This is a genomic window from Marinisporobacter balticus (genome assembly GCF_004345705.1).
GTDB lineage: Bacteria > Bacillota > Clostridia > Peptostreptococcales > Thermotaleaceae > Marinisporobacter > Marinisporobacter balticus.
In genome coordinates, this window is sequence record NZ_SLWV01000010.1 from 23574 (window position 1) to 38566 (window position 14993).

Annotated in this window: 17 protein-coding genes; 5 read left to right on the forward strand and 12 right to left on the reverse strand. The window is 30.5% G+C overall.

Annotated elements, in window-relative coordinates; translation table 11 throughout:
• Positions 1 to 94: 94 nt before the first annotated feature.
• Positions 95 to 1720, reverse strand: a complete 1626-nt coding sequence (locus EV214_RS08680; protein ID WP_132244783.1) for a Na/Pi cotransporter family protein — start codon at positions 1718 to 1720, stop codon at positions 95 to 97.
• Positions 1721 to 2158: 438 nt separating this feature from the next.
• On the opposite strand from EV214_RS08680, the gene EV214_RS08685 reads away from it, so the two are divergent.
• On the forward strand, positions 2159 to 2668 hold the full coding sequence (locus EV214_RS08685) for a hypothetical protein (protein ID WP_132244785.1): 510 nt from the start codon (positions 2159 to 2161) through the stop codon (positions 2666 to 2668).
• A 49-nt stretch (positions 2669 to 2717) separates the two neighbouring features.
• On the forward strand, positions 2718 to 3239 hold the full coding sequence (locus tag EV214_RS08690; protein WP_132244787.1) for a hypothetical protein: 522 nt from the start codon (positions 2718 to 2720) through the stop codon (positions 3237 to 3239).
• Positions 3240 to 3352: 113 nt separating this feature from the next.
• Here the strand turns inward: EV214_RS08690 and EV214_RS08695 are convergent, their stop codons facing one another.
• Positions 3353 to 4519, reverse strand: coding sequence for a polysaccharide deacetylase family protein (locus EV214_RS08695; protein WP_132244789.1), 1167 nt, complete (start codon positions 4517 to 4519; stop codon positions 3353 to 3355).
• Between the two features lie 325 nt (positions 4520 to 4844).
• Here EV214_RS08695 and EV214_RS08700 point away from each other — a divergent pair, with 325 nt between their 5' ends.
• The gene (locus EV214_RS08700; protein WP_132244791.1) at positions 4845 to 5057 is read left to right on the forward strand and encodes an alpha/beta-type small acid-soluble spore protein; all 213 of its coding nucleotides are present in this window, start codon (positions 4845 to 4847) and stop codon (positions 5055 to 5057) included.
• Between the two features lie 24 nt (positions 5058 to 5081).
• Here the strand turns inward: EV214_RS08700 and EV214_RS08705 are convergent, their stop codons facing one another.
• From EV214_RS08705 to EV214_RS08745, 9 genes are all read right to left on the reverse strand, one after another.
• Positions 5082 to 6179 (reverse strand): acyl-CoA dehydratase activase-related protein, encoded by a 1098-nt coding sequence (locus tag EV214_RS08705; RefSeq protein WP_132244793.1) that lies wholly within the window; start codon positions 6177 to 6179, stop codon positions 5082 to 5084.
• A complete protein-coding gene (locus EV214_RS08710; RefSeq protein WP_132244795.1) occupies positions 6151 to 7098 on the reverse strand; it encodes an acyl-CoA dehydratase activase-related protein in 948 nt (315 codons plus the stop codon). Before EV214_RS08710 ends, EV214_RS08705 begins: the two co-directional genes overlap by 29 nt.
• Before the next feature lie 79 nt (positions 7099 to 7177).
• Positions 7178 to 8008 (reverse strand): metal ABC transporter permease, encoded by an 831-nt coding sequence (locus EV214_RS08715; RefSeq protein WP_132244798.1) that lies wholly within the window; start codon positions 8006 to 8008, stop codon positions 7178 to 7180.
• On the reverse strand, positions 8001 to 8771 hold the full coding sequence (locus EV214_RS08720) for a metal ABC transporter ATP-binding protein (RefSeq protein WP_132244800.1): 771 nt from the start codon (positions 8769 to 8771) through the stop codon (positions 8001 to 8003). The genes EV214_RS08715 and EV214_RS08720 overlap by 8 nt, the downstream gene beginning before the upstream one ends.
• A 9-nt stretch (positions 8772 to 8780) precedes the next feature.
• Positions 8781 to 9659 (reverse strand): metal ABC transporter solute-binding protein, Zn/Mn family, encoded by an 879-nt coding sequence (locus EV214_RS08725; RefSeq protein WP_132244802.1) that lies wholly within the window; start codon positions 9657 to 9659, stop codon positions 8781 to 8783.
• A gap of 408 nt (positions 9660 to 10067) precedes the next feature.
• Positions 10068 to 11174 carry an NAD(P)/FAD-dependent oxidoreductase gene (locus EV214_RS08730; RefSeq protein ID WP_132244803.1) on the reverse strand — a complete coding sequence of 369 codons (1107 nt, stop codon included), beginning with the start codon at positions 11172 to 11174 and terminating at the stop codon, positions 10068 to 10070.
• Positions 11175 to 11270: 96 nt separating this feature from the next.
• Entirely contained in the window at positions 11271 to 11717 is a 447-nt protein-coding gene (locus tag EV214_RS08735) for a hypothetical protein (protein WP_132244804.1), read from the reverse strand.
• A 10-nt stretch (positions 11718 to 11727) separates the two neighbouring features.
• Positions 11728 to 11955, reverse strand: coding sequence for a ferritin family protein (locus EV214_RS08740; protein ID WP_132244805.1), 228 nt, complete (start codon positions 11953 to 11955; stop codon positions 11728 to 11730).
• A gap of 8 nt (positions 11956 to 11963) precedes the next feature.
• Positions 11964 to 12173 (reverse strand): hypothetical protein, encoded by a 210-nt coding sequence (locus EV214_RS08745; protein ID WP_132244806.1) that lies wholly within the window; start codon positions 12171 to 12173, stop codon positions 11964 to 11966.
• A gap of 125 nt (positions 12174 to 12298) precedes the next feature.
• Here EV214_RS08745 and EV214_RS08750 point away from each other — a divergent pair, with 125 nt between their 5' ends.
• Both EV214_RS08750 and EV214_RS08755 read left to right on the forward strand, forming a co-directional pair.
• The gene (locus EV214_RS08750; protein ID WP_132244807.1) at positions 12299 to 12784 is read left to right on the forward strand and encodes a CBO0543 family protein; all 486 of its coding nucleotides are present in this window, start codon (positions 12299 to 12301) and stop codon (positions 12782 to 12784) included.
• The gene (locus EV214_RS08755; RefSeq protein WP_132244809.1) at positions 12781 to 13836 is read left to right on the forward strand and encodes an NAD(P)/FAD-dependent oxidoreductase; all 1056 of its coding nucleotides are present in this window, start codon (positions 12781 to 12783) and stop codon (positions 13834 to 13836) included. The genes EV214_RS08750 and EV214_RS08755 overlap by 4 nt, the downstream gene beginning before the upstream one ends.
• A gap of 55 nt (positions 13837 to 13891) precedes the next feature.
• Here EV214_RS08755 and EV214_RS08760 read toward each other — a convergent pair whose 3' ends face one another.
• Positions 13892 to 14977: a GerAB/ArcD/ProY family transporter gene (locus EV214_RS08760; protein ID WP_132244811.1), complete on the reverse strand. Its 1086-nt coding sequence runs from the start codon at positions 14975 to 14977 to the stop codon at positions 13892 to 13894.
• Between the last annotated feature and the right edge of the window lie 16 nt (positions 14978 to 14993).

The following is a 14993-nucleotide window of genomic DNA, read 5'->3' on the forward strand; positions in this document are numbered from 1 at the left end:
AAATTATTATTTTTTTATATATTTTCCAATTGTATATTTAAAAAGAAAAAAGAGAATGATGTACGCACTCTCTTTTTTTGGATATTTTATGTTATTATTCTGTGGCATCCATTACAGATAATGCGATATTTGATGCATGATCTCCGATTCTTTCTAAATTACTAATCATATCTAAAAAGACAATCCCAGCTTTAGGACTACATTCTTGTTTTGTCAATCTTTCAATATGACTTGCTCTAAGAGATTTTTCCATAAGGTCAATCTCTCCTTCTCTTTCGATAACTTTTCTAGCTAGATTCACATCTCCTATTTTTAAAGCACGTATTACTTGATTATAAGATTTCATAACTCTCTCATGCATATGTTTTAATTCTTCTGTAGCTTTTTCACTAAAATCTAATTTATTATCAATTCGATAAATAGCATACTCTGCTAAATTGTCTGCATGATCTCCCACTCTTTCAATATCATTGATTGTATTAAATAGTCCATTCATCATCTCATGTTGACTTGCTGATAAAGGTTTATTCGATAGTTTTACTAGATATTCTGCAATCTCGCGTTCCATACTATTTATAACCTTTTCCATTGCAAAAGTTTCATGGGCTAATTTTTCTTTTTTCTCAAAAAAAGCATCCATTGATTTTTTATAACTCTCTAAAACTAAATTTGCCATATTTAATGTCTCTTTGATAACTTGAACAATCGCAACAGATGGCGTCTCTAACATTCTATCGTCAAGATATTGAATTCCTCTTTGATCTGCCTTTTCAAAATCCTTTATTGGCAAAATGCGGTTTGCCAATTTTACTAATATTGTAGCAAAAGGTAATAAAAGTAATGTATTTGCAATATTGAAAAAAGTATGCGCGTTTGCTAACTGTCTTGCCGCATTATCTGGAGAAATTTGCTTAACAGCAATGATTGTAATATTTTTAAACAATACCATAAATAAGATCGTTCCTATTATGTTAAAAGTAAAATGAATAAAAGCTGCTCTCTTTGCTGTTCTATTTGCGCCTATACTTGATAACATAGCCGTAACACATGTTCCAATGTTTGTCCCAAAAATAATGGGTAAAGATGCTTCTATCGGCAATAACCCTTCACTCGCAAGTGCAATCAAAATACCTGTGGTTGCACTACTACTTTGTACGACAGCAGTAATGAAAAATCCAGTGAAAATCGCCATTAAAGCGTCCGTAAATGTACCTTTTCCAAAACTCATAAGCATCGTTTTAAATCCTTCATATTCTCGCAGTGGTTTCACCGCATCCTTCATATAGTCCATACCAATAAATAAAATCCCAAATCCAATAAAAACCTCTGCAATGTTTTTTACTTTTTTATCTTTTGTAAAAATCCAAACACCTACACTAATGCCCACTACAATGGGTGCTATTGCAGATAACTCTAAGGATGCAATTTGCGCCGTTACAGTTGTTCCTATGTTTGCTCCCATAATAACCCCTGTAGCTTGTACCAAACTCATAATCCCTGCATTTACGAAACCTACAACCATTACAGTAGTAGCACTACTACTTTGTATAATCATGGTTACTAAAGCCCCAACCGTTACAGCCATGATTCTGTTACTTGTAAGGACTTCAATAATTTTCTTCATTTTATCCCCAGCAGATTTCTCTAATCCTTCACCCATTATGGTCATACCATAAAGAAATAACCCTAGTCCACCAAGCAGTTCAAAAACAATTCTCATTTTTTACCCTCCTAATAAGTCTCCTATGTAAAATCTCTGCCTTTTATATAATACGTTATTTTTTTGTTGTTTTTGTTAAATCTATGTTAATTTTATTAATTTTCTTTTTGGAAATTTATTGTAATATTTTTCAACTGTTGAAATTTATAGCTAAATTTTTCTGCATTTATAAAAAATCCTTTAGCCTAAGTATCATCTGTTCAAAGGCAAAACTCAGATTATCACTATTTCATAGATAAATATCTGATAAATAAAGTGTCATCGAAATCTCTAAGTGAAGATCAAAATACGAAAAACAACATTGAAAATTTTACAAGAATACTTTCTTTCAAAAAATAATTACCAAAATATAGCTTAGATTAACGCTTATGATATTTCTGTGAAAAATATGAACAGTTTGTATAATCTTTTGATATTAATGTATTAGGAGGTGAAAAAATGCCAAACTATAATCTTATTGGACCAATCAAAGCAAATACAATAACTTCTTCAGAAATTGCATCATCAGAAGGAATTATATTTTCTGTTACTACTGGAGTAGCAATAGTTGCTGCAAATAATTATCTTGGAGTAGATATTTCAAACCCATCCGGTTCTAATAAAACCCTATGTCTATTAAACCTATGCATTAGCTCCAATCTTGAAGTAACCATGGAAATTATTTTAGATGGTTTAGTAAATGGTACAAGTATAACTCCTCACAATTTAAATACAGCATATAGTAGTACTACATTGACAACAGCTAGCTATAAAAATCAAAGTGGTGACCCTATTGCTTCGGGAACGAAAATAATAGGTGCTTTTGCTCAAGCATCAGGAGTCACCATATATCCTTGTAATGGGAATGTAAAAATAACACCTAATCATTCAATCGCTTTCCGTATTCAGAATAAAAATGGTGGATCTAATAATTATATATCCCTTAATGTTGTTTATATAGAATCTTAAAGAACTAAACTATATTTTTATAACTTTCCTATATTAGGAGGTGAAATACATGCCAAATTATAATTCTTTTGGATCAATAAACGTTAATACAATAACTTCTTCAGAAATAGCATCATCAGAAGGAAAAATATATGCTATTACTTCAGCAGTAAAAAATCTTAATCAAAATCAAGAACTAGGAATTTATATTGGAAACCCAAATGGTTCTGATACATCTTTAAATATATTAACAATCTGCGTTGGGTCCTCTATGGAAGCAACTATGGATATTATATTAGATGGTTCATTAAGTGATACAAAGGACGGTGATATCACTCCTTATAATTTAAATACAGACTATACGGATAGCAGTGTAACAACAGTATCTTATTTAGTAAAAACAAATGCAAATCCTACTACAGGTGGAAATACTCTAGGATCTTTTTCGCAAGCATCAGGAGTCACCATCTATCCTTGTAATGGAAGCGTTAAGATAGATTCTAATCATTCCCTTGCTTTGCGCATAAAAAATATGCATGGAACAGTTGGCGTAAATTATATAGCTGTTAATGTTATCTACATGGAATCTTAGAAAAAAGATAAAACTTTTAAACTCCAGAATTGTAATTGTTTATTTAATAAAGTTTTCATTCTTCTTCTCTCCTCAAAATCATTTATAAATCAATACCGAAAATGTATTTCATTTCACTTATTCCAAAAATTTATAGGGTTTTCATTTTTATCAATAGGTACTGTAACATATCTGTTTTCTTTTAAATATTTTAGGATATCAGGAAGGGTCTCGACCGTTCCTTTTCTTTCATGCAATAAAATAACCGGTACTTTTTGTCTCGTTACTTGTTTTTTCACATTTTGTAAAATATCCTTAGGCGCAACATATTTGACTAAGCTATCTTTGCTATCCACATTCCAATCCCACATCTTGTATCCTGCTGTCTCTACTGCTTGCCTATAGTTTTTTTTCATATAAGGAAAGCTTCCATAAGGTACGCGCACCAAATTACTTCTTATACCTACTACGGTTTCTAATGATTCATTGCATATGTTCATTTCAGAAATCACAGTAGCTGGCGATCTATAAATTTTTTTTGCGCTATGGCTAACACCATGGAGTCCTACACTATGTCCGTTATTTATTATTTCTTTAACAACAGCTTTGTTGTTTTTTATTCTTTCTGACAACATAAAAAATGTAGCTTTACAATCATATTCATCTAAAATATCTAGTATTTCACCTGTATATTTTGTTGGTCCATCATCAAATGTAAGGTATGCAATCTTTCCATTTTTTCTTAATTCTAGTCTTTTCCTTATAGCTTCTTCTTTTTTTTTGTTAATTTCAGCTAAAACCCTTTCTTTTTCTTTCATGATTTTGTTTTGTAATAACGAAAACAAATCTTCATCTTTTACAGATAATTGATTGTTCTTCGCCCTTGCAATGGGTCCTTTATCAATATAGCTTACCTCATAATCAAAATAATTTGCAATAAATTTATACGGCGCCATGCTTCGATCGTTCTCTAAAAAAATGCAATCTGTAATAATCTGACCCTCATTTGTAAATAATGCTTTTACAGAAAGATCTAATATAATTTCTTTATCACCTTTTATAAGGAATACACTATTATTTTTTTCATCCCATTTTGTAGTAATATTTAAATGATTTGCTAATACACTGATGGGAACATATGTGATTCCTTTTCTAACTACAGGATACGTATCTTGAAAAGATATCAACTCATCATTTACAACAATATAAATAAGGTTATTTATATTTTCATTGATTGCAAAACTTTGAGAAGGTAATAAAATACTCATTAATACAATAAAACATACTATACATTTTTTCATAATTCGTTACCTTTCTTCGTCGTATTAAAAGTATTATTAAAGCTATTTTTTGTATTTTTCATAAACTTACACCCTGTAAATTATACTATAATAAATAAAATAAACCTAATTTCTTTAATAGACGTACTTATATTTAAAATAATGATTTTAAAATTTCATTTTTCCCATACTATGCTTTATCCTATCTCCATTTTGTCTTAAAGTCAATTCTACTTTATTGATTTTATATTAATTGTCTTCAATCCATACATCCATTTTTATCCAAAATTTATAGTGTATTAAAAACAAAAACTTACAAACGCTATAGAAAGAGGTGAAACCAAATATGATTAAAAATGCAATAGATCCAAATGCAATAAAAGCACTTCATCAAATGAAAGTAGAAACTGCAAATGAATTAGGGATACCCAATAACCTTACAAATAATAACGTTACTTTATCCTCTGGTGAAAATATATTTTGGGGAGGTTATGTTGGCGGGAATATGACAAGGAAACTTGTTGAAATGGGTGAAAAACAATTAATCAATAAAAAATAAGTGTTTAGTGGGAGCATACTCCCACTAAACACTTATTTTCATCTCTTTTCTCTTTTCTAATAAATCAACAAAAGCTTCTATACGCGTTAAATACCCAGCATCGGCTGTCATCTCATCTAATACAATTTTTAATATAGGTATGTCTTTTTCTTTTTCTATCGTAGGTAATATACTACTGGCTACAATTTCAGGCATGCATGTAAAGGGCAGTAGATGGATAACCCCATCAAAATTCTGTTCACCAAATCTTACTGTATTTCCTATGGTGTGCCGCGCATGCCCTCCTATTTCTGTATTCAAATAGTCGCTTGCTGCCTTATGTACTTGACTTTTATCTGAATGGATAAAGGGAAGAAAATCTAATTGTTCTTTTATGAATTCGCTTGCAATCACAGATCTATGCACCTCTATACCCATATTGCCTAATTTTTTAATCATGTCTAAATTTATAAAAGGCTCCACAACCGTATAAATTTCTCCAACAATTCCTATCTTTAAGACATCTTTATGTTTATCAATGTGAATATTTTGTAATTCTTTTTTACTTTTTTTAATAGTTTCTGATATTTCTTTATATCCTTTTGCCTTATTGATTGTTTCTTCAAATTGATAATATACTCTGTCTACTTCTCCTTTATTATATGCTCTAGGTCTTATTTTATTTACAAGTTGGTCAAATGCATCCACTTCATTTAATAATTTTATTCCCTTTATAAATGCCGCGAATATTTTCAAATAGTTTCTTGTTCCCGTTAATGTATATAACTTCTCCAAAAATTTATGGATTTCTTTAGGGCTTTTGAAAGGTTCTACAGTAACAAGCTTTATATCATACCCTAAATTTTTTAATATATCCTTTTGAATGATGTTGTAAAAACCTATTCTGCAAATATCACAGCCGCCCCACATAAAAAGTGTATCGGCTCCCTTTTCAATACTTTCTATATAATTCCCTACAGTAATTTTAAAGGGAATACAAATAAGTTCTGGCGAATATTTTGTACCTATTTCTAAAGTATTTCTATTACATTTGGGTGGCGGAATAACCGCTACCCCTAGTTCTTCAAATACTCCTTTTAATACAATATATAAATTACCCATGTGCGGGAATGTTATTTTCAAATTTATCCCTCCATTTGACCATATCCATAAAAGCTTCAATTCTTGTATTGATTCCTGCTTCTCCACTATGTTCATCTAGTGTTAAGAGCATAAATGGTATATTACTTTTTCTTCGTATATACTTTTCAACCAGATCTCCTACAACAGAATCTACCCCACATCCAAAAGTAGAAATATAAATAATCCCATCTACATTTTTTCTATCTACTAGATACATTGTAGTGCCTATCAATTTTCTCGCAAAAGTCCAATATAAATTTCCTTCAAATTTTTTGGCATATTCATTAATAGTTTTAATATCTATCATCTCTGGTGTTACTACATCTACTTCCTTAGCTTCAAATTTCTCCAATGTATTCATATTTAGATATACATCATATAAATGGTATGGATGACCCATGATCATAATCTTTTTATTGTTTTCTGTATTTCTTTTGTTTTGCATAGCTTTTTTATCGTTTCTATATTTATAATAGGCTCTTTCATAAGCAGATAAAATATTTTTCTCATCATCAGAAAAATATTTCCCCACTTCACAAACAGTCTTTTTTATGCCTTTCGTTGATTTAAAAAGGTTAATTTCTGTAGAAATAATAGTAGGCAAATCCTTTATAGCATGCTTGATCATTTCAGGAAGCCCACAAAACTTTGGACAAATATATTCATCTTTTGCAATGCTCTTGATCCTAGGAATAAATAGATAATCTACCTCATCTTTTATATTCATCACATGACCATGAAACAATTTTATAGGAATACACGCTTCATCCACTGTATTTTTTATACCATCATCAAAAATCTTCTTATTTGTTTTTTCTGATAGGACTACTTTCGCCCCTAAATTTTCAAAAAAAGCGTTCCATAATGGATAATATTCGTAATAAAGAAGCGCTCTTGGAATACCAACGTTTACTGTCATATCTTACCTCCTGCCAAATCTATCACTTTTACATTATTGGCAAATATCTAAAAAGTTATAACAAAGAACTTCCTTTTTCTTAAAAAGGAAGTTCTTTGTTACTATTTTTGCTTAAATATTTTATAAAAGATATGAGTAAATAGGATAAAACAGAGAAAATAATAATTGCAGCCCCTGAAGGAATTTCCATCACATAAGAAAGAAGTAATCCTACAAAACAAAATACAATCCCCATCATGATCGAAATCATCATCATTTTTTTCAAGTCATAAGTAAATTGCTTTGCAATAGATGTAGGCGCTGTAAGCAATGTAATAATCAATATGATCCCAACAACTCTTATTAATATAACAATCGTTAGCGCAATCAAAATAAAGAGTGTGTATTCTAGCAAATGTACCGCAACCCCTATGACTTGTGTAAATTCTTCATCAAATAAATAGGCTTTAAATTGATGAAAATACGCAAAAACGACGAATACAATGATCATATCTAAAAATGATATAATACCTAAATCCAATTTTGATACAGTTAAAATATTTCCAAAAAGATAGGAGGATATATCTGGAGGATATCCAGGGGCTAATCCTATGAAAACAATCCCAATTGCCATACCAAATGACCAAAACATCCCCACTAAAATATCCGCACTGGTATTTATTTTTTTATTTATTTTTGCAATACCCAAAGCCGCAAGGATCGAAAAAACAAGTGCGCCTATAATGGGCTCAATGCCAAGAAAATACCCCATGCCAATTCCACCAAATGCTGTGTGAGCAATGCCTCCACTCATCATGATCAGTTTTTTTTCTGTAATAATCGTTCCCATAATACCACATGCAATACTTGCCAACATGGCACTTAAAATAGCATGTTGTAAAAATTTATATTCAAATATGGCTTCAAGCATTTTGATCCTCCTTATGCTCATGAAAAACTCTATGAGAAATACCATGGGCAATCATATCAATAGGGCATCCATACACCTGGCTTAAAATATCTTTCGTTAATTTTGGCGCACCATGATAAAATAATTTCCTATTCAGACAAGCAATACTTTTTACATAAGAAGATATCGCACCCATATCATGGGTAACCATAATAATGGTCATTTTTTCATTTAGTTCTTTTAATATATGATAAATTTGGGATTTTACATTTGAATCAAGACTTGCCGTTGGTTCATCTAGTAAAAGTATTTTGGGACCTACAGCCAGTGCTCTTGCAATCAAAACACGTTGCAATTGTCCCCCAGATAATTGTCCGATCTGTCTTTCTTTAAATTCAAAAATATTAAGATTTTTCATAATTGTTTCGGCTTTCTTTTCTTCTAATGGTTTTAGCTTCGCAAACATTTTATTATTGTTTTTCAAAAATCCCATGATTACCACATCTTTTACGCTTATAGGAAAGTTTTTATTAAATTTGCTAAATTGCGGTACATAGCCAATCAATCCAAATGTTTTAGCGTTAGATTGACCAAATATCTTGATTTCCCCTGAATCAGGTTTTAATAATCCAAGGATGGTTTTTAATAATGTGCTTTTCCCACCTCCATTTGGTCCAATAATCGCTAAAAAATCATTTTCTTTTACTCTCAAGTTTATATTTGAAAGGGCTTCTACATTTTCATAAGAGACATTTACACCATCTATTTCTAATACATTTCTCATAACCACACCTCAATTTAGTACATCTGCAAATGTTTTTGCCATATTTTCAAGATTTTCAATATAATTTGGTGCCAAAGGTGCAATCGCTTTTGTCTTTCCACCTATTTCTTCAGCAATCACATTTGATTGTTTTGAATCTATTTCTGCTTGATAAAATACAACCTTAATTTTTTCTTTTTTTGCATACGCTATAATTGTTTTGATATCTTCTATGTTTGCTTCTTTTCCTTCTTTTTCTATGGATACCATTTTCAATCCATAATCCTCTGCAAAATATCCAAATGAAGGATGATACACTAAAAATGATTTATACGGTAAATCTTTTATAGAACTTTTAATATCTTTATCTAGTTTATCCAGCTTTTCTATATAGTTTTTCGCATTTTCTTCATAAATGGCTTTATTTTTAGGATCTACTTGCGCAAGCTTATTTTGGATGGTTTCAATCATTACCTTCACACGCTTTGGAGATAACCAAATATGTGGATCTCTATTCCCTTTTGAAAATTCACACGCCTTATAAACCTTCCCTACTTCTTCCTCTAAAGCAACCAATTGTATATCCCTATTGATATCTGCTAGTTTATGTATAATATTTGATTTTTCAGTAGGTACTCCGATTGAGAAATAAAGTAATGCTTTACTTAACATCTGCATTTCTCTTGGAGAGGGTGCATAGTTTGCAGGGCTATTCCCAGGTGGAATCATTGTAACCACTTCAACTAGATCTCCTCCAACAGCCTTTACAAAAGTCTCCTCTGGCACAATTGAAACAGCTACTTTTAATTTTTCATCTATATTTACAGTTTCTTCACTACATCCTACAAAAACAAAAAATAGGATAAAACTAAGACCTATTAAAGCAATTTTTCTTAATCTATTTTGCATAGTTATGCTCCTTTCATATTTTTCTATTTACATTATATACATATATTAAATGTAAATGCAAGTCATTTGCATTTAATATTGATATATTTACCATATTCTCTATTGTTATCCTAAATCCTATCCTTTATCCATAAAAAATTCACATGCTACTAGGCTAGTTCCAAGCAAGTATTTTGGAAATAAAATAGGCAGAAAGTAAACAAGCATAACAAAATAAATACTCATCACTCCCTACACCTTGATATATAAATTTTTAAATCAATCTATCTTCTAGAAAAATCCATAGATAGGCTATTTATTTTTGGTATATATCAAGAATTCTCATATTAAACTTTAAATACTTCCATCCCCTCAGATCGTGTAAGAATCTTTTTATTTAATTCGTGCATAGATATAAATAAAAGCACGCTACCTTCTTAATAGCGTGTTTTTATTCTTTGTATTTTCATTTTTCTTTATTTTATTCATCATTCCTAAAATCCCTCCTCCATGCTCTACTACATTCAAGCCCGTATCATAAAACAATTGTTTTATTCCCGGCAGTCCAATCGCAGTAATTAATAGATCATAATCTTTATTTGACATCCTATTATAAGCTTTTCGAAACGCATGCATATGCATGTTTGCAACAACTCTATCTTTTATTAATTTTTCATAATCTTTTCCATATAGGATGGAACGCGCAGCCATTATTCCTGTTGTAATACTATTCATCACCCCAAATCCTAAAAATGGATCAATACTTCCTGCAGCATTTCCTACAAAGTATATATTTTCTGTTTTATGTGGATATACATATCCGGTTTTATGCTGCAATTTAAATTCCTCTATAATCGTATATTTTATGTTTTCGGTATATAAAAAGGCTTCCCAAAACCAATCTATTTGTTTTTCATTTACATCTGTTGTAATGGATATTAACGAAGCCCTTTTATTATTAAATGGGGTAAGATATACATATCCATTTTTACAATAGTCTTTATTAATCCAAACAATCAATGCATTTGGATCAAAATCGCCTAATACAATAGCACCTCTTACATGCGTAGTCACCCACTGTTGCCAGCATCCTAGTTCTTCTGTAAAATTACTGTTTCCATTTGCAATGACCACATAATCATATTTTTTAGAAAGGTTTTCATAATCAGCTAATTGATTAAATAATATTTTACTTTTTTTAAGTTGCGCGTAAATTTGATTTTTGCAAGAATCCTGCTCTTTTCCTCTTTTCAAAAAATATCCTAGATCTCCATTAATGACCGTTCTTTTATTTGGAGAATAATGGACAATACGATTTACTTTATTTAATGGCTTTAGCTCAATGCCTAATTTTTTATAGTACGTGATAGAGTCCTTTATCGGTCTATGTACAATCCTTAAATCTCCACCTACATGGGGATGGGCTTCTCCAATATAATCATTTTTTTCATATATAGTCGGATTTATTCCGTTCATTTCTAATTCATGCGCACAGCTAAGCCCGCTTAATCCTGCTCCAATAATTGCAACCTTCAAATTTTTCAACCCCCATATTTGTATAACACCTTAAACCAGATATAAATAAATAATGATATAAAAGTCATTATGATTGTATAGAATATTATCTTCATTTTAACCTCTCCCTTTATTTAATATTATGATTGAAAACCAACTTATAATGGTCATAGCACCAATATTAACCATTAAACTACCAAAATAATCCCAATCTATGTATTCCACCACCCCACAATAAACTAGTGTATATTCTGTTAATGAATAGAGTCCTGTAATAACAAACACATTTAGTAATGTCATGCCTCTCTTCTTAGGGTGATATTGAGCGATTAATGTGCCTATAACAAAGACAGGCCCTATTAAGAAAAAAAGAGAACTTCCTAAAATCGATATCACCGCATTATGGATCATATATCTATGATGAATCGCTGTATTATAAAAATCTGTAATAATTGCCATGATTATAGCAAACATTCCTGCTAACATATTGATTTTTAATTCCTTCCAGTCAGCTAACACTAAAAATACCACCCAATTTAAAATACAAAGTATTATCCATTCCATTTTATCCCTCCTATTTTCTGGGCTTTATTGGGAATATTCTCGAAATGATATAGGGCTTTGCATTGAGTCTTTCAATCCTTTTTTGAAGTTTTACAATTTCTCTCATTTCATCATCTCTAAATTGACTAAATAGCTGTCTTACTTCAGGATTTGTAATATAGATCAAATTTTCATTATAAAATAGTTGATTTGAAATTTTATAGTGTAGTAAATCTTTTAATATATCTACATCCTTCATACCATCACCTACCCTTGTATATTTAATTTGATCATAAGATCCTTCATTAATTTAATATGCTCCTTTGAAGTTATCTTTAGTTCCTTCATCATTGTTTTTAATTCCTTGTTATCTAGATCATGATCATAATCTCTATATTTTTCAAGTAAAAGTTCTTCTTGATCTATTGCAAGATTAAATGCTATATCTAATAAATATTCCTGCGAAAGGGTTCTCATACAACTCCTCCTAAATGATTATTCTTATAATATTTTGTTTGATTTTAGTAAATATTATACTTTAGAGATCGTCTGCTATTATTTCTTGTTTTTATGGTCTCAAATCGTATTTAAGAGGTGGTAACATGAATAAAGTGACTTGGACAGGTATTTTCTTTTATGGAAATATCATCATTTTAATCATTCTGCTTTTCATATTGCTTGATAAAAGAAGATTAAAAGAACTTATTCCTATAGCTCTTTTTATCAGCATAGAAAACTATACGGTAGAAATTTTAGGATTACACTATCATATTTGGAAATACCCATTAGAAAATCCAGGCTATCCAGAAGTAACCATCCTCAGTAGTCTTATTTATTTTCCAATCGTGGCAATGCTATTTTCTCAGTATCTTTCAAAAAACATTAAAAAAAATATATTATTAATCATACTCTTTGTCAGTATGAATATGATCATCGAAGTCATCACCCTAAAAACAAGCTATTTATTCATATATGGAGAAAAAATGAATCTATGGATTGCCTTTTTTATGTATTTATCTGCATACCTATTAATTATACTGTTTAAACATTTTTACGAAAAATTAAACTTAAGGATGGAAAAACGATGAAAGTTGCTATCATTGGCAGTGGGTTATCAGGTCTATCTTGTGCTTTTGAATTAAAAAAATATGGAATTACTCCAACAATCTTTGAAAAAAAGAACACTATAGGTGATCCTTTAGACTATACAGTCCTCTCCCTTAGAATGTTTCATCCCTACTTAGAAACACCTATGGATTACTTTGAAAAAAATTATAATTTGAAAATTACTTCCTTTAATCCATTGAGAAAAATCATGATGCTTTCTCCGAATAAGAACACTATCGTACGAGGAAATTTAGGCTATATCTTTAAAAAGAATAGAGAAATAAATTCATTAGAAAATCAAATCATGCAGCAAGTGAATCTTCCCATCGCTTTTGATCAATATATAAATATTAGGGATATACAAAATGATTTTGATCATATTGTATGTGCAAATGGTAATCACGAAATTGCGAACACATTTAATAATTGGACAAGCACACTTAATGTACATACTCGTATTGCAACAGTTGTAGGAAATTTCAAACCCAATGTTGTAAAAATATGGGTCAATACGACCTATGCAAAACATACCTATGCCTACCTACTTCCGTATAGTGCATATAAAGCAAATCTTACTTTAATCGTTGACAATACGTCTTATGATGAATTAGATTACTATTGGAAAAAATTTTTAAACACAGAACATTTGCTCTATAAAATATTGGAGACAAGAGATATTGAACAAACTGTTGGATCTGTAAACACCTTAAAATTAGGCAATCTATATTTTGTTGGAAACGCTGGAGGTTTTCTAGACAGTCTCTTGGGTTTTGGTTCAATGAATGCCATTGAGAGTGGTCTCATGGCTGGAAAATGTATTGCGAACAATCTGGATTATAATAAATTGCTATCCCCAATTTTGAAAGATCTTCAATCCTTGCACAATTTTCGTAAGCGATTGAATACTTTTGAAAATAGAGATTTTGATCGTTTAATCACTTTTTTAGGTCTCCCCATTATAAAACAATATATCTATAATAACCCTTTCTGCAACATATCAAAACTCAGTTCCTTTCAAAATTTTTTTATGTAAAAAATAGTTTTAAAATAAAAAATAACTTACTCCTATTCCGAGGGAAGTTATTTTTTTAAGTAGATACGCTATTTCTTTTTATCATTACCACAATAAAGAGAACAATGGGCAATATTACTTGAAATAAAAATGCATAATAAGGCCATATACTAGAAGCCCACATTGTCATTTCATTTATACTTTTATAGATAAAGATAGCGAAATTAAACATGAGCAACCCTATAGGTGTGACAAAACCGCGATAATCATCCAAATTAAATATCTTTGCAATCCCATTGCAAACAGCCAACAAACATACACTCATCTTAAGAAAAGAGGCCGTCGTTGTTGCGAGAATTACAATAACTTCCATTCTTTGTAGTGTTTCTCCAATATCCACCTTTCTTGCAACGACATGATTTGGAAAGAAGGTAGCACCATATAAGTCAGGTCCTAATACTAAAACTTCAGTTAGGGAAACACCTAAAATGAGCATGCCTCCTAATAATAGTCCCTTTATATAAATATTGTAAGAAGATTTTTTTGTCTTTAATGAAGATACTATCATTGTAAATAAGACTGTTTCTGCAAATGGAAAAGCAAAAGCTTCAAATGTACCTTTTAAAAGAGGATTTATTCCATCATATAATATTGGCTGAATATTATTTATATCCATTATAGGAATAAGCATCAATATGATCATGGAAGGGATAGGTGCATTAAATAGCACAAAAATATTTGCCCATCTACCTAATACTTCTATTCCTTCCTTCACAATCCAAATAGCAAGCATTATCATAGATAGCGTAAATATTGGTATCGGTGTTTCAGGTAATGAAACAGTAACAGGAAATTCGCCAATATTTCTTATGGACAATACCCCTAAATGAAAAGCAAACCAAATAAAAAGTATACCTATCCCCTTCCCTATTATTTTTCCAAACCCATATTCCAAAATATCAAATAAATCCTTCCCTAGAAAAAGAGATAGAAGCTTTGCATATATTAACAAAATAGGTATGGCAATAACTATTGCGAAAAGGATTGCTAGCCATAAATCCCTTCCTGCAGCAGCCCCTGTTGGCATTGCTAAAGTACTCCCTGATATAAACAAAATAACTAAACATATGCCTTCTCTGTCAGAAATAACCTCTTTATGCACCTTTTGTTCCTCCTAA